Origin of the sequence: Amycolatopsis silviterrae (genome assembly GCF_042684085.1) — a bacterium.
GTDB classification, from domain to species: domain Bacteria; phylum Actinomycetota; class Actinomycetes; order Mycobacteriales; family Pseudonocardiaceae; genus Amycolatopsis; species Amycolatopsis silviterrae.
The window spans coordinates 214456-229674 of record NZ_JBHUKS010000006.1 but is presented as its reverse complement, the minus strand read 5'-3'; the positions used below and the strand labels follow the sequence as shown (position 1 = coordinate 229674).

General features: G+C 69.9%; 10 protein-coding genes. 3 read left to right on the top strand and 7 right to left on the bottom strand.

The features are described from left to right. The first annotated feature begins 94 nt into the window (after nucleotides 1–94). Complete coding sequence (locus ACFSVL_RS10250; RefSeq protein ID WP_378302805.1) at nucleotides 95–2920, top strand: NACHT domain-containing protein; 2826 nt, start codon at nucleotides 95–97, stop codon at nucleotides 2918–2920. Here the strand turns inward: ACFSVL_RS10250 and ACFSVL_RS10245 are convergent. From ACFSVL_RS10245 to ACFSVL_RS10225, 5 genes are all read right to left on the bottom strand, one after another. Next, nucleotides 2895–4175 (bottom strand): activator-dependent family glycosyltransferase, encoded by a 1281-nt coding sequence (locus tag ACFSVL_RS10245; protein WP_378302803.1) that lies wholly within the window; start codon nucleotides 4173–4175, stop codon nucleotides 2895–2897. The genes ACFSVL_RS10250 and ACFSVL_RS10245 overlap by 26 nt on opposite strands. Nucleotides 4176–4244: 69 nt before the next feature. After that, nucleotides 4245–4448 carry a hypothetical protein gene (locus ACFSVL_RS10240; protein ID WP_378302801.1) on the bottom strand — a complete coding sequence of 68 codons (204 nt, stop codon included), beginning with the start codon at nucleotides 4446–4448 and terminating at the stop codon, nucleotides 4245–4247. Between the two features lie 240 nt (nucleotides 4449–4688). After that, a complete protein-coding gene (locus ACFSVL_RS10235; RefSeq protein ID WP_378302799.1) occupies nucleotides 4689–5174 on the bottom strand; it encodes a hypothetical protein in 486 nt (161 codons plus the stop codon). Next, nucleotides 5167–5640, bottom strand: a complete 474-nt coding sequence (locus tag ACFSVL_RS10230; protein WP_378302797.1) for a hypothetical protein — start codon at nucleotides 5638–5640, stop codon at nucleotides 5167–5169. The genes ACFSVL_RS10235 and ACFSVL_RS10230 overlap by 8 nt, the downstream gene beginning before the upstream one ends. 66 nt (nucleotides 5641–5706) lie before the next feature. After that, nucleotides 5707–8955 carry a chemotaxis protein gene (locus ACFSVL_RS10225; RefSeq protein ID WP_378302795.1) on the bottom strand — a complete coding sequence of 1083 codons (3249 nt, stop codon included), beginning with the start codon at nucleotides 8953–8955 and terminating at the stop codon, nucleotides 5707–5709. 327 nt (nucleotides 8956–9282) lie between these two features. Between ACFSVL_RS10225 and ACFSVL_RS10220 the strand changes: the two genes are divergently transcribed. Further along, complete coding sequence (locus ACFSVL_RS10220; RefSeq protein ID WP_378302793.1) at nucleotides 9283–11172, top strand: tachylectin-related carbohydrate-binding protein; 1890 nt, start codon at nucleotides 9283–9285, stop codon at nucleotides 11170–11172. 298 nt (nucleotides 11173–11470) lie between these two features. On the opposite strand, the gene ACFSVL_RS10215 is transcribed toward ACFSVL_RS10220, so the two are convergent. Both ACFSVL_RS10215 and ACFSVL_RS10210 read right to left on the bottom strand, forming a co-directional pair. Then, nucleotides 11471–12862 carry a M28 family peptidase gene (locus ACFSVL_RS10215; RefSeq protein ID WP_378302791.1) on the bottom strand — a complete coding sequence of 464 codons (1392 nt, stop codon included), beginning with the start codon at nucleotides 12860–12862 and terminating at the stop codon, nucleotides 11471–11473. A 3-nt stretch (nucleotides 12863–12865) separates the two neighbouring features. Next, complete coding sequence (locus ACFSVL_RS10210; RefSeq protein ID WP_378302790.1) at nucleotides 12866–14056, bottom strand: cytochrome P450; 1191 nt, start codon at nucleotides 14054–14056, stop codon at nucleotides 12866–12868. A gap of 500 nt (nucleotides 14057–14556) precedes the next feature. On the opposite strand from ACFSVL_RS10210, the gene ACFSVL_RS10205 reads away from it, so the two are divergent. After that, nucleotides 14557–14970 carry a hypothetical protein gene (locus ACFSVL_RS10205; protein ID WP_378302788.1) on the top strand — a complete coding sequence of 138 codons (414 nt, stop codon included), beginning with the start codon at nucleotides 14557–14559 and terminating at the stop codon, nucleotides 14968–14970. Nucleotides 14971–15219 lie beyond the last annotated feature (249 nt).

Here is a 15219-nt window from a genome sequence, read left to right as displayed (position 1 = left end):
TCCCCTTCGCTTCCCTGATTCATGACTCCAGGACGAGGCTGGGGCGGAGAATGTGACAGCAGGAGTGCGGCGTCCGCGGCTAGGGAGGGGCACGATGTCCGGTATCGAGGTGGCTGCTCAGCAAGCACTGCAGAAGGTGGTGCCTCGGCTGTTCAGCGCCGCGCTGGGACAACGCAAGCGGCGGAGAACCCGAGCGCAGGCCCGCCCGCTCACCGCCGGCCAGGTCGCCGATCAGCTTCTCGAAGACCTCTCCGACGACGAGCGGCTCCGGCTCGACGAATACCTGCGCTCTCCCGACTTCGAAGAAATAGCCCTCCAGCTGGTGCTCGGCCTGAAGCTCAGCGATGTGCGGTGGGAGCGGCTGTCCGTCGACATCCGCGACGAGCTGCGGCTGGGCCTCCGGCGCGCGGCCCGCATCCGCACCGAACTGCTGACCTCGTGTGCCGATGTCGTCTTCGAGGCGCTGGTCGTCGCCGGCAAGGACGCGATTCAGAGCGTCGGCCCCGCCATCGATCCGAACACCCTGGCGGTCGCCGGCCGGTTGAGCGCGGCCGCGGCGGCCAACAGCAGGCTGCTCCAGAAGGTGGAAAGCCTCGCGGAGTTCCACCGGTTCGCCGAGCAGCTGCGTGCTCAGGTCGTCGCCCTGCACAGCGAGATCCGGCTGCCTCATCTGGGGATCAGCCGGTCAGTCCCGTACGAACAGCTCTACACGGAACCCAGTCTCTGCAGCGAGAAAGACGGTCAGCCCGTCCCGAAGCTGGACCAGCTGGCACATCCTTGCCGCCGCACGGTGATCCTCGGCGATCCTGGAGCCGGGAAGTCGACCCTCGCCGCCAAACTCGCCTGTGACGTGGCCGCGGACCGGTTTCCCGGTGCGGAGGGCCGGGTCCCGTTCCTGATCGTGCTCCGCAGTTTCGCCGGCTCCTTCCGGCGGGGCGGCGCACAGCTGGTGCGCTACCTCGAAAAAGCGTGCCAGGATCCCTACAATCTCCAGCCGCCCGCACACGCGGTGGACTACTTGCTGCGCAACGGAAGAGCAGTGGTCGTGCTGGACGGTCTCGACGAGCTTGCCGAGCCGGAGCTTCGCCGGCGGGTCGGACAGCTGGTCGAGGGCTTCGTCAACCGGTACCCGCTGGTTCCCGTGCTGGTCACCGCCCGGAAGATCGGTTACGCGGAGGCTCCGTTGAGCCTCAACCTCTTCCAGGTCGGCGTAGTGACCGAGCTGGCCGACGACGAGGTCGCCGCCTACGCGGAAAAATGGTTCGCGCTGGACCCGGCTTTGTCGGCCGCCGAGCAGCGGCAATTGGCGCAGTCGTTCACCAGCGAGAGCGAGTACGTCAAGGAACTCTGCCGCAACTCCCTCATCCTGGCCCTGATTTGCGCCATGTATTCAAGCGACCGCTACATTCCCCGCAATCTCGCGCAGGTTTACGAACGATGCGCGACCATGCTTTTCGAGCGCTGGGACTCCATGCGCGGCATCGGGGTACCCACCCAGTTCCAGGGCAGGCTGCGGGGAGCCATCCAGCACCTGGCCTGGAAGCAATTCGTCAGCGCACCGGCGGACGGGGCCCTGACCCGGCGGCGCATCGTCCGCATTCTCTCCGACTATCTGGTGACGAAGCACTTCGACGAGGACGACGCGGCGCAGACGGCCGAGGAGTTCATCCAGTTCTGCACCGGCCGCGCCTGGGTCCTCACCGACGTCGGCGCGACCGAAACCGAGCCGAGGTACGGATTCACGCATCGCACGTTCCTCGAATACTTCGCCGCCGAACACCTGGTGCGCCAGCATGCCGACATCAGCGGGCTCTGGGCCGAACTGCTGCCGAGGATTTCGATGGGCGACTGGGAGGTGGTCGGACAGATCGCGATCCAGCTGTTCGACCGCAACGCCGAGGACGGCGCCGACACATTCGTCGCGTTCGCGTTGTCGAAAATGCCGGATCACCCCGAACACGGCTCCCACGTCCGCAGTTTCCTCGCCCGGACGCTGGGCTTCTGCCAGCCCGGCCACCACACGGTGCGCGCCATCACGAAGGAAGCCCTGGCCGCCTGCCTGAACACCACCATGGCCGATCGCCTGCGTTACGGAATGCACCCGGCCATCTATGACGGCCTTCGGACGGTGGACAACGCCCTGCTCGCGGTCATGTACGACAGCCTGCCCGCCAACCTCCCCGTCATTCGGCGAACCATCGTGGAAACACTCGGCGCGGCCATCGACCGGGGCGACGCAATTGCGTTCTTCATCGCCTGCAACATCTCCAGGCATTTCACGAACGCGGACAAACACCGGGTCGACACGTGGGCAGACGTCTACCGCGAGCTGACCGAACCGCATGCGGAAGCACTGCAATCCTGGCGGAACCGGTGCGGCTGGTACATCGACGGCCGAGCCAAGACGATCCAAGACGCAATCGCCTTGCACGGACCACAGGTCCTCTACCTCAGAGACTACTTTCTCACCGGGTCGGTATTCAGTTTCATGCAATCCCGTCTCGTCCGGATCAAAAGCTGGGACGTCGATCGCAAAGACACCGAAATGATCTGCGAGCACATCGTCGCCGCATCGCTGCCCTGGTTCTCTTCCGCCTCCTGGTGGCGAGACCATGCCGAGGACGACCAGCCGTACCTGTGGCTTCGCGACTTCGGGCTACGCACGGAGGCCGAAGGATCGGCGCTGCGCTGGCTGCTCATGCTGCCGTATCTGGAAATGACAACCGACCACGGTACGCCCGATTTGGTTCCGGCTGTCGACGAAATGTGCCGCACGCTGATCGAGGGACGCCGCGACGGGAGTGCAAGCAGCACAGAGGCGATGACCGCGGTGCGACGCGCCGATATGCCCGCTCCAGTGCGATTGTTTCTCCGCGACTGGATGCGCCGCGAGATCAGCGTGCTCCCGCCCCCGGCGTGAACGGTTGCCCGCTCACCAGCCGTTCCAGTTCCGGCACGATCCCCGCCGGTGCCGGGGCTTCCAGCACCTGCGCCCGCGCCTTCTCCGCAGACGTGGCGAACGACGGCTCATCCAGCAACCGCAGCAACTGCGTGCGCAATTGCTCGGCAGTGACCTGGTCGTGTTCCAGCACCAGACCCGCTCCCTGCCCGGCCAGCAGGTCCGCCAATCCGGCCTTGTCCCACAGATTTCCCGGGATCACCAGCTGCGGCACCCCGTGCACCACCGCGTTCCCGAGCGTACCCGCACCGCCGTGATGGATCACCGCCGCACACGTCGGCAGCAGCGCGTCCAGCGGGACGAAATCGAACAGCCGCACGTTCTCCGGCACCGCCGAAGCCGACTCCGCCTGCCGGGCCGTCAAGGTCGCGATCACCTCGATGTCCAGGTCAGCGACCGCGGCGAAGAGGTCCTCGGCCGAGAACTGGTCGTCGCCCCACAGATCGCGCCGCGACATACCCAGAGTGACGCAGACCCGCCGCCGGGCAGGAGGCTCGGACAGCCACGACGGCACCGTCGACGGACCGTTGTACGGCACATGCCGCACCGGAAGATAGTCCACACCGACCGGGAACCGAGTCCACGGCGGCAACGGATCGAGCGTCCGCTGCCCCAGAACCAACTCCTCATCAAACACGCAGCCGTACCGCTCCAGCTTGCCCGACAACCACTCCGCCATCGGATCCGCACCCCCGGCACCGCACAACTCGGTGAACAGACCGCGCATACGGGCCCAGTGGTCAAGCCCGAACAGCATCCGCACATGCGCCGCACCGCAGGCCCGCGCGGCGATCGGACCCATGTACGTCAACGCGTCCCACACGACCAGATCCGGCTTCCAGGACCGGGCGAACCCGACGAGGTCGTCGAGCGCCGCATCCTGGGAGAGTTCGTCCAGCGCGATCGAGCACCACGTCGAGAACACGCCGCGGACGTAGTCCGGGGTCAGCCGTTCCGCGCGGGTCTCGGTGATGTCGAATTCGTAGTCGAAGACCGTCTTGCCGGTCGGCCGTTCCTGGACCTTGCCGCTCCGCCCGCCCAGGTCCAGCACCGGGCCGACCTCGACCGCGGGCAGTCCGGCCCGGACGATCGAATCCGCGAGATCCGGCTGGGCGGCGACGCGGACGTCATGCCCGGCCGCGCGCAGCGCCCACGCCATCGGCACCAGGTTGTAGAAGTGCGCGTTCGCCGCGAACGTGGTGAACAGGACCTTCATCGAACTCTCCCCGCCGTCGCGCCCGAAACCCGGCAAAACATACCGAGCAGTACGGTTCGGGCTCCACCCCTAGCGGTCGTTCAGGGGGCGGCGCGACCACCAGTACAACGCGGGCGGGATTCCGGCCAGCAAACCGGCGACCGCGATGCCGAGGCCGACGCGAAATACCCCGTGAGCACTCTCGGTGGCGCCGCCCATGTGTCCGGCGGCGTAGATGAGGGCTCCCCAGCTTTCCACGACGGCCCCGGCGGCGAGCAGGCCTACTGCGGCCACGGTCAACCCCCTGAGGCGTTTTTCCCAAGCCAGCGGGGAAACGGCGGGGCGCGGCTCGCGCTTCCGGGCCCGCAGCCACGCCACCACCGCCGCCCCGCCGATCAGCAGACCCCCGATACCGGAGCCCAGTCCGAACAACGAAGCCCCGCGCCCAGCAGCACGTTGCCGACGCCGACGAGCCAGATCGCGATGGTGGTCAAGAGCCGGACCGTGCTCATGAGTCCTTCCTGCGGACGGACGTCATCGGCCGACTCCGGCCCGCCGCTTCGACCACCAGTACAACGCGGGCGGAACTCCGGCCAGCAAGCCCGCACCGGAAATGCCGATGCCGACCAGGAACACCGGGATGTCCCTTTCGAAGCCGGTGCCGGGCGCCCCGCGGAAGAAGAGCGGGCCCGCGCCCAGCACGACCGCCCCGATGGTGCAGAGGCCGATCGCGGTGGTGGTCAAGCGCCTGAGCCGCTCTTGCCAGGGCAGGAGCGGGGCTGGTGGCTGCCGGTCGCCTTTCTTCCCTCGCAGCCAGACCACTGCTGCCGCGATGCCGAGCAGCAGGCCTGCCCCGGCCACGCCCAGACCGAGGAGAAAGAACGCGCCCGCGCCGAAATTGACGCCAGGCCCGGACGGCTCGGCGATCGCCATGAGGGCTCCCGTACCGAGCAGCACGTCCCCGGCGACGATCACCCTGACCGCGATGCCGGGCAAGCGGACCTGTCCAGTGTCAGACATCGCTCCTCCGTATCCACCGCCAGTACCTCGGAAGTGCGGCCAGCAAACTGGCACCGGCGAAGCAGAAGCCGGTCAGGAAAATCGGAAAGGCCTTTTCCTCGCCGATGATCGCGGACTCCACGCCGACGGGCGCACGTTGACTGTGGAAGACGAGAGTTCCCCAGCCCAGCACGATGGCGGCGGCGGTGATCAGCCAGGCCGACGCCCAGGCCAACCGCTTGCGGCGCTTCTCCCCGGCCAGGAGTTCGACAGCGGGGCTTTGAACGCGCCTTCTCTCCAGCAGCCAGGCCACCACTGCCGCCATGCCGAGCAGCAGCCCCGCGCCGGTGGCGAACAGACCGAGCAGAAAGCAGCCGGCGGCACCGATGTTGGCACCGGTGTTGGGCGGGGTCGTGAGTTCGAAAACGAATCCCGTGCCCAGCAGTACGGCGCCCACGGCGATCAGCCAGACCGCGGCGACGGTCAACCCCTTGCCAGTGGTTCTCATGGCTGCTTCTCGCTTCTCACGTCTGCGCGCCGCGGCGCGGCGACCTCATTCACGACTCCCGCTCCCCGCATAGTGGCTGTCCCCGAATTGGCGGACGAATCCGTAGTACGTGAGGGCCATGGGACCGCCGCAGATGTAGCGGTGCGGATTCAACCAAATGTATGCGTCGTTGCAGGCGTTGTGGAGGTCCGCCAGCAGGGCCTCGTCACAGGTTTTCCGGTCGGTGCGGCTGCCCTTGCTGTAGCACATGTCGTGGGCGTCGCATGCCGTCTTGAAGTTGGCGCCGACCCAGAAATACCGGTCGGGGGAACTCGAGCAGCCGTTCGGCGCGTCGTCGCCTCCGCCGCTGGCCCCGCCGCCGCGGTTGCCGAATCCGCCGTTCTTGTTGAGGGCGTCGTTGGTGGCGCCGCCGCCCAGCGTTTGGGGGTCGTGGCCGCGCCAGCCGGTGTTGTCCTGCGCGGTCCCGGGAGCAGGCTGCTGCGGTTTGCTGGCGGCGGCGCGGTAGGCGTCGGTCGCGGCCTGTGCCGCCGCAGCAGCGTCCTTGCCCGCCGCGAGCGCGCTGTTGCGGGCCTGGGCCGCGGCCGCGCTGGCACTACCGGCCGAGGCCGAGGCGCGGGCGGCGGAGGCGTTGGCCTGCCTAGCGGATCCGGCGGCTTTGCTCGCGTCCCGGTTCGCCGACGCGGAGGCCGCACGGGCGGTTTTCGCCGACTGCGCGGCCTGGTTGCACGACTGCTGGGCCGCGTCCGCGGACCCCTCGGCTTGCTTCGCCCATTCGCCGGCCTTGGCCGCGGACTGCCCCGCCCACGCGGCATACGCGTCGGCGTCCTGCGCCGCACCCAGGGCACGCGCCGCCGACTCGCCCGCCTTCGCCGCGTCCGCACGCGCCTGCGCGGCGGCCTGATGGGCCTGTTCCAGCATCGCGTGCATGGCGTTGACGTGCGCGGCGGTGTACTGGTCGCGCTGCCGCGCCTGGTGCTGCCCGACCTCAAGGAACGAGCGGGCGAGCCAGGTCGGGCCCTCCAGCGCGGTCTGCGCCGCCGCCTCCAACTCCGCCCCGCCCGAACCCAGCGTTTGGCTGGTCTGGAAGACGTCGTCGGAGACCGCAGCCGTGTACTGGCCGGTCTCCAGGAACGCCTGCCGGTCGGCGGCACTGCCGTCGAGGGCGGCTTGGGCGGCGCGGTAGGACGCGGGCCGGGTCTTGTCCAGCATCTGCGCGATCCGCAGGCTGTTGTCGGCGTCGCGGCTGGAGTAGTCCTGCTCGCGCAGGAACCGTTTCACCGTCTCCCAGTCCCCGGCCAGCGCGGCGTCCGCGGCCTGCTTCATCGCCGGTTTCGCGGCGGTCGCGGACAGGTGCGCGACACGGGCCCGGTCGTCCGCCTCCGCCGCGGTCGCGCGCCCCGCGCGAATGTATTCGACGACGTCGGCTTCGCTCCCGGCGAGCGCGGCCGTGGCGGCATCACGGGTCCACGGGCCGCCGGTGCTAATCAGCCGGACCATCGCCTTGCGGGCCTTCCCCACCGCCTCAGCCTGCGGCGCGCCGGGCGCGGCCGCTTCGTCCAGCAACTGGCGGGTCGCGGCGTCGAGCCGATCCTGCTCCGCGGCGTTCCAGGTCGCCTGGGCCTGCTGCTCCTTCTCCTTCGCCGCCAGCGCCTTCGCGGCCTCACGGTCACGAAGGGTGCGGGCCGCCAGCTCGTCGGCCTCGGCCTTGCGCGCGGTCTCCTCCACCCGGCTGGCCTGCTCCGCCGCCGCCGTCGACGCCTCCGCCGCCCGCATCGCGTTGTCCGCGTGCGCCCGCGCCAACCGCGCCGCCTCATGCGACTGCCCCGCGCTCGCCGCGGCCTCGTCCGCCGCACGCGCAGCAGCCTCGGCATTCGCCTTCGCCGCATCAGCAGCCTGCCGCGCCTCACCGGCCGCGACCGCAGCCTGACCCGCCAGATTCTCCGCACTGTCCGCAGCCCGCGACGCGGTCGCGGCCGCGCTGCGCGCCTGCCCCGCCGCCCTGTTCGCGACACCCGCGTCCGCACCCGCCGCCGAGGCGAACCGGCCCGCCTTCTCCGCCTCGCCCGCAGCGGCGGACGCGTTCACACCGGCCGACTTCGCCGACTGCGCGGCGTTCTTCGCCTGCCCCGACGCCTCCGCCGCATGACCCGCCGCCTCGCCCGCCCACTGCGCCCGCTGCGCCGCGTCCCGCGCCGTGTCCGCGGCCTTGCGCGCCGCAGCGGCGTTGCCGCCGTCCCGCGCCGCCGCCGCAGCCGCCGTATGCGCCCGCGACGCCGCCGTCCCCGCCGCAGCCGACGCCGACGCCGCCCACGCCGCAGCCAACGCCGCCACCCGCGACGCCTGATGCGCATCATTCGCCGCCGACGTCGCCGCCTGCGCCGCCGCAGCCGCACCACTCGCCGCATCCGCCGCCCGCCCGGCCGCCAAACCCGCCTGCACCGCGTTACGACCAGCGGCCTCGGTCTCCCGGGCAGCCGTCTCCGCCGCCTGCTTCGCCCGCAGCGACGCCGCGACAGCCCAATCAGCGGCCTCGTTCGCCGCCTTCGTCTCCGCCTGCGCCCACGTGCCCGCCTGCTGCGCCTGCCCGGTCAACTCCGCGATGTCGGCCGCTTCCTTGTCCCGCGCCCGCGCCACCTGCTGCCCGGTGTTCAGGAAGTCCTGGATCACCGGCCACGTCCCGTCGTCGAGCGCGTCCTGCGCCGCCCGCTCCAGATTCGCGCCCCCGCCCCCGAGCATCCGCGAAACCCGCATCCAGTCATCAGCCTCCCGCGCGGTGAACTGCCCGTTCGCGAGGAAATCCCGGAACGCCGCGGACGTGTTGGCGTCCAACGCCTTCTGCGCCGAACTCTCCAGACTGCGACCGTCCCCGCCCAGCATCGTGCCGATCTTCACCTGCTGATCAGCCGTATACGGCTCCTGCCAACCCGACTTCAAGAACTGCCGCTGCTCCGCGACCGAACCGTCCAGAGCCTTCTGCACCGCCTCGCCGAGCTTCCGGCCCCCGAGACCGATCATCCGCGCCACGTTGAACGTCACGTCCACATCCAGCGCCGGACCCTGACCGCTGTCCAGGAACACCCGCAGATCCTGGTCCGAACCAGTCAACGCCGCCTCCGCCGCCCGCCGCGTCGCCGGACCGCCCTCGGTCATCAACCGCACCACACCCGCCCGGTCCGCCGCCGGCAACGGCGACTCATACCCCGCAGGCATCCCAGCAGGCGGCACATCAGCAGCAGCCACAGCCACGCCCGGCGCGCTGCACACCCCCGCCGCCAGCACCGCCACCGTGGCCATTACCAGACCGATACGCGTTCTTACGACACCACTCGGCGCCAGCTTCACTTCGCAGTTCCCCTCTAGTCCCCGCAATGACAGGCGGCCCCACACGCCCGCAGCGAACAAACCGAATAGATACCAGGTTTCGGGCGAAACTACGAGGAATGTGACCTACGGCGGCAAAAAGCCGAAATCGGTAACATTCGCCGATCCCGCGCGACGTCTGCCCGTGAGCTGGCAACCAGGGGGGACAGCCACGCGACGCCGATGTGCCGCGATACCGCTCGCCCTCCCAAGGTCAGCCGACCCGAACGAGCACAACCAGAGAGGAATTGGCCGTTGCGCATGCGTTATCAGCTGCCGGCCCTCGGCGCGGCAGCAGGCATGGTCCTGTGCGGCATCCCCGGTCTCGCGACCGCGGCGACCGCAGACCAGGGCCCGGCGGTCGAGGACTACTCCTATCCCGGCGCGGACAAAATCCCGGCGGAGCAAGGGATTCGCCTGAAAGGCGGCGACGGGAACATCCGTTTGGCCGCATGCGGCGACCGCACGGACGTTATCCGAATCGTGACCAACCGCAACAGCGTGCGGGAAACGTTCTGTTTTGAATCCGACGGTCCGAAGGGCTACCTCTCGCTGGAGGTCCCCGCCACATTCCTGGCCAAGGGCGACGGCAGCACCGTCGAAATGACCCTGACCAACAAGGGCACATCCCAGACCGTCCCGGTCGGCAAGGACACCTGGACCAAGCTGGGCGAATCCGCCGATCCCGACAACGGCCCGGCCACCCTGGTGGAAATCAAGACCAGCGGCCCGGCGCCCGCCCCCGGCCCGGTCGACGCCGCGCCGTACACGGCCAAGATCACCGTCGGCCAGCCCGGCGTCAACGGACGGGGCTGCAGCGGCGTCCTGGTTGCGCCGCAGTGGGTAGCCACCGCCGCCCGGTGCTTCGCCGACGATCCGAGCCAGGGCTTCGCCGTCCCGGCCGGCCCGCCCAAGCTCAAGACCACCGCTGTCGTCGGCCGTCCCGATCTCAGCCAGACTGACCGCGGCGCCGTCGTGGACGTCACCACTCTCGTTCCCCGCACCGACCGCGATCTGGTGCTGGCCAAGCTGTCCGCCCCGGTCAACGGCGTCACTCCGGTCGCACTGAGCGCCACCGCCCCGAGCGTCGGCGAGACGCTGAAGGTCACCGGCTACGGCCGCACCGCCGACACCTGGGTGCCCACCAAGGCACACACCGCGTCCTTCACCGCGAGCGAAATCACCGAAACCACGACGGAAATCACCGGCGCGATCGGCCCGTGCAAGGGCGACGCGGGCGGCCCCGTCGTCCGCGAACGCGACGGACGCACCGAACTCGTCGGCCTCACCAGCACCTCCACCCAGAACGGCTGCCTGACTGAGGCGCAGACTGCACCGGGTGCCACGCAGACGCGCACGGACAACATCGCCGACTGGATCAAGGGCCAGATCCCCGCGCTGTCCATCGCGTGCGCCGGCAACGTGTCGATCTTCGCGGTCAAGGACGACGTGGTCCTCTACAACCACCCGGACCCCGTCTCCGGCGGCAGCATGTCGCCCAACCAGAAGGTCATCGGCAACGGCGGCTGGTCCGGCTTCGCCCGCGTGCTGGCCGGCCCCAACGGCCTGCTCTACGCCATCCGCCCCAACGGCGACGTCTACCGCTACCAGTGGACCGGCTCCGGCTGGAGCGACGACTCCCGGCAGATCGTGGCCACCGGCTGGTGGGGCTGGAACGACCCGGCCACCCGGCCGAAGCTGACCGTCGACGCGCGGGGCGACTTCTACTCCACCGGCTCCGACGGCATCCTCTGGAGGATGACCTACACCGAGTCGACCAAGACCTGGACCACCGTCAAGGCCGACACCGGCTGGGACTCCTACGACCTGATCACCGCGGCGGGAGACGGCGTCCTCTACGCCCGCACCCGCGACGGCCAGCTCTACCGCTACGCCTACGACCACGCCGCGGGACGCTGGGCGCAGCACAAGAAACTGGTCGGCAACGGCGGCTGGGGCATCTACCAGAGCCTGTCCTCCGCGGGCGGCGACGTCCTCTACGGCGTGACCGCCGGCGGCGACCTGCGCTGGTACCGCTACTCGTCCTACACCGACACCTGGGCAGACGGCCCCACCACCATCGGCAAGGGCGGCTGGCAGCAGTTCACCAGCGTCACGGTGCAGTCCAACGCCTGCAGCATTCCCAAGTAGCGCGCAGGTCCGTGAGGGGAACCCTGGGGGAATCAGATTCCCTCAGGGTTCCCCTCACGGACGACAAACCCAGCTCCCGTCGGTGCCGACGCGGGTCAGCCCGATCCGCCAGCTGCGTCGCCGCGGGCTACTGACCGTCCATAAAGGACGTTGATGCCGCCGGAATGCCCGATTGGCGCCCGTCTGACCGTGCCCGTGACGCACCCAATGTGGCATTGGGGCGCTGGCCCCTCCGCTGAGCCGCCGTAAGTCCCGGCACGGGAATCTGTTTCCCGCAAGGAGTCCTTCACGGACGTCCTCAGGCCCGGCCCAGCGAGGCGTCCGAAGCGAGCGAGCCCAGCACCCACGCCATCGCCGGTGCGTTCTCCGCGAGTGCGGTCCGGTTGATCCCCTCCGCGCGGTCGCAGGGCTGGTGGTAGCAGCGGTCGAACAACTGCCCGGCCTGGCCCCCGTATTCGGCCGCCTGCGCCGGGGTCTTCACCCCGAGCACGCCGCTGTCCAAGCCGCCGACCGGGATTCCGAGGTCGTGGAACGGGAGATGATCCGAGCCCACCGCGTCGAACGGCTCGGTGGCGTAGGGCAGGCCGTGCTGAGTGAACCAGCGGGTGAACAGCTCCGTGATGGCGTGTCCTTTTCCGCTGCCGGTGTCCCAGACGAAGCGGACTGCGTTGGGCGAGGCGATCAGTTCGGCGTTCAGCACGGCCGTGAACCTGCCTCGTTCTTCCGGCGACAGGGCGGCGGCGTAGTAGCCGGACCCGATGTCGCCCAGTTCTTCCGCGCCCCAGAAGACAAAACGCACCTTGTTCATCACGTCCCGTTGCCGCGCGGCGAGGCTGAGCGCGGTCTGCAGCACCGTGCCCGCGGCCGAAGCGTTGTCGTTGATCCCGGGGCCTTCGGTGACGCTGTCTAGGTGACCGCCGGTCAGCACGACGTGGCCCGGGTCACCGCCGGCCGTCTCGGCGATCACGTTCACCGTGGTGCTCGGCACGTTCCGCGCCTGAAGGTCGAGGTGCACCTTGGCGCCGGTCGCGAGCTGCGTCAGCCGCACACCGTCCTCTTCGGACACTGACGCCGTCGGGACGGTGAAGTCCGGCGGGTCGAACGCGATGAAACGGTAGATGTTCTCCGGCGAGGGCGTGCGCCGGTAGGTCAGCACCGCGCTCGCGCCCGCCGCGGTCGCGAGGTGTTGCTGCACCTGCAAAGTACAGCTGGAGCGGGCCAGCAGCACGACGCTCCCGGGCACGCCGAGACCCTCGTAGTCGGCGGCCGCGCAGCCGGTGCGCCCGGCGGGCAGCGGCACCAGCCGGGCGTCGAGGCCGCCGGGCGGGGTGGACGGCGTGAAGCGGGTCATCAGCGCGCGGATCGGGCCGAGACCGCCAGCCTGCAGGGTTTCGTTGTCCACCACGAAATCGGTGTACGGCACGGTCTGGTAACCGACCTGATAGCCGGCCGAACGCAGGCGTGCGGACACATATCGCACGGACTCGGCGAAACCGGGCTGGTCGTACCCGCGGGTGCCGCCGTTGGCGTCGGCAATGCGCTGCAGGCCAACGAGATGCGCGTACACCGCGTCGCCGGTGACCCGGGAAGCCAGCCACCCGGCCAGCCCGGGCGAAGCCGCGCTCGCACTGCCCGGGAGCAGCAGCGCGGCCAGCAGTACTGCGCCGAGCGCCCATCGAAATCCGCGCACGGCTTATCCCCGGACCCAGTCGGGACGGCGGGCCGAGACCCGGACCGGCAGCGAGGTCAGCCCGCGCAAAGTCGCGGTGTCCTCCCAGACCGGGTCGCCAACCTGTTCGAGGACGATTCCGTTGTCCCGCAAGGCTTCGAACAGGATACGGAGTTGCAGCCCGACTAGTACGGCACCTAGGCAGGCGTGCGCGCCGCGGCCGAATCCCAGGTGCAGTCCGCGACGGCGCCGCGGGTCCACGGCGTCCGGATCCGGGAAGACGGCGGGATCGCGGTTCGCGGCGGCCAGCAGCACGATCACCACGTCGCCGCGCCGGATCCGCTGTCCGCCCAGTTCGCCGTCCGCGACGCACACCCGGCCGTCGGCCTGCACCGAACCGTCGAGCCGGACCAGTTCGTCGGCCAGTCTCTCCGCGCCGCCTTCGACGGACAGCAGAGCGAGCAGATCCGGTTGCCGCGCCAGCCGGAGCAGGGCCGCGCCGAGCAGCCGGCTGGCGGACTCGTACCCGGCGTGCAGGACCGCGCGCAGGGAATTCGCCAGGAGATCCGCGCTGATGCCGGGCCGCGCGCGCTGCGCCTGGACGGCCGCCGCGAGAAATCCGGACCGGTCCTCGTCGGCGAGCCACCCGGCGACCAGGCCGCTCAGCTCCGCCCTGGCCCGGATCCCGGCCGCGGCGCGCGACGGGTCGAGCCCGGCGTCCATGCTGCGCACGATGGCGTTGGAGTGCCGTTCGAACTCCTCGCCGTCCGGCGGGGCCACGCCGAGGTAACGGCAGATCGCGGTGAGCGCGACCGGGCGGGCGAAGCCCGTGACCAGGTCGGCCGGGCCGGCCCCGGCGAGCGCCGCCAGCCGTGCGGCCATCTCCGCGCGCAGGTGGCCGGCCATCGTCCGCAACGGCAGTTCGTGCAGCGCGGTCACCAGCAGGTGGCGGATCCCGGTGTGCTCCGGCGGGTCGAGGCGTTGCAGGCTCAGCGATTTGTTGGGCACCTCGACCCCGGCCCGGCGGAAATCCGAGGCGTAGCGCGCGGGGTCGGCGAGGACTTGGCCGCCGACGGCGTGTTCGGTGACCACCCACGAATTCAGCATCCCGTGCCAGTACACGGGATTCGCCTCGCGCAGCCGGCGGTAGAACGGATGCGGATCGGCGATGACGCGCGAAGCCAGCGGTTCGTAATACGGGTCGTGCGGTGCCAACGCGCCCCCTCAGTGCGTTACGACGTGCGGAAAGCGCGGTGCGGCCGTGCCGGTGGAGCACGGCCGCATCACGCTAGTGCTGCGGTATTTTCCGCATTCAGTGGTCGTACAGCATAAGGTGCCCACCTCCCCCTTTTCCTGCCCGGAAACAATGCGGGAAAGACGTCTTCCCATTCAGTCTCGCGCCGAAGATCTCCGCCCGGCTACCGCCGATCGAGTGGATCGGCAACCCCGCCCGCAAAGCACTTTTTACGCCCGGCAAAGCGATTCTCCCCCGCGAATAACCGAAACCCGCCGACGCGAAGGAGACGCGGAAAACGGAGCGACAACGGCGAAAACCGCGTGAATTCTCATCGGGTGCTCCCGTTGCCTGGGGCGGACCGGCGCATTCCGGACCCACTGGACATCCGTTGAACATCCGCTGGACCGCCCGCTCCGGCCCCTTGCACCCACCGCCGCGAGCCAACACATTGGGAGCACACGGAAACGAGGGGGTTGCCATGCGAAGAGCCGGCGCACTGACGGCCATCGCGGCGGGACTGCTGGCCACGGTCCCGATCGTCACCGGCGCGGCGGAAGGAGGTAACGGGTGCTGGTCCGCCGCCCCGATCGAGCTGGCCAATGAAGGAGCGTGGAAGTACTTCAACCGGATCTCGTGGTGTGCGCGAGGAACGAAGGTCACCTCGGTCGAAATGGCGGTCACGCACCAGGTGCTCGACCAGTCCTGCCGGTGGCTGGGCCGGGTCGAGAAGTCGGACACGCCCGCGAAGCACGGCGACGGGCGGACGGTCTACGACCGGAGCGCGTTCGAATGCTCGGGCACGGCCGGCTCCGACGGCGTGAACCCGTGGGTGGTCGCCACGGTCCAGCCCAACGGCACCTACACCGTGGACATGAGCGGCATCCGCGGGTGAATCACGGCTGCGCCGCGCGGCGCGGCTGGGAAAGGAGAGCGAGGGTCCGGGCCTCACCCGGCCCGTGCCCCGGCTCCCGCCGCACGGCGAGCGCACTCCGGGCGTGCCCGGCGGCGGCACCGGGCTCGCCGCGCGCGAATCACGGCCGCTCCGCACGGCGCAGCCGGGAAAGGAGAACGAGGGTCCGGGCCTCACCCAGCCCGTGCCCGATTCCCCGCCGCACGCCGAGCGCACTCCGGGCGCGCATCA

Coding starts and splice junctions, on each gene's coding strand:
- ACFSVL_RS10250 (WP_378302805.1), top strand. CDS start 95: ATGTCCGGTATCGAGGTGGCTGCTCAGCAAGCACTGCAGAAGGTGGTG.
- ACFSVL_RS10245 (WP_378302803.1), bottom strand. CDS start 4,175: ATGAAGGTCCTGTTCACCACGTTCGCGGCGAACGCGCACTTCTACAAC.
- ACFSVL_RS10235 (WP_378302799.1), bottom strand. CDS start 5,174: ATGTCTGACACTGGACAGGTCCGCTTGCCCGGCATCGCGGTCAGGGTG.
- ACFSVL_RS10225 (WP_378302795.1), bottom strand. CDS start 8,955: ATGGCCACGGTGGCGGTGCTGGCGGCGGGGGTGTGCAGCGCGCCGGGC.
- ACFSVL_RS10220 (WP_378302793.1), top strand. CDS start 9,283: ATGCGTTATCAGCTGCCGGCCCTCGGCGCGGCAGCAGGCATGGTCCTG.
- ACFSVL_RS10205 (WP_378302788.1), top strand. CDS start 14,557: ATGCGAAGAGCCGGCGCACTGACGGCCATCGCGGCGGGACTGCTGGCC.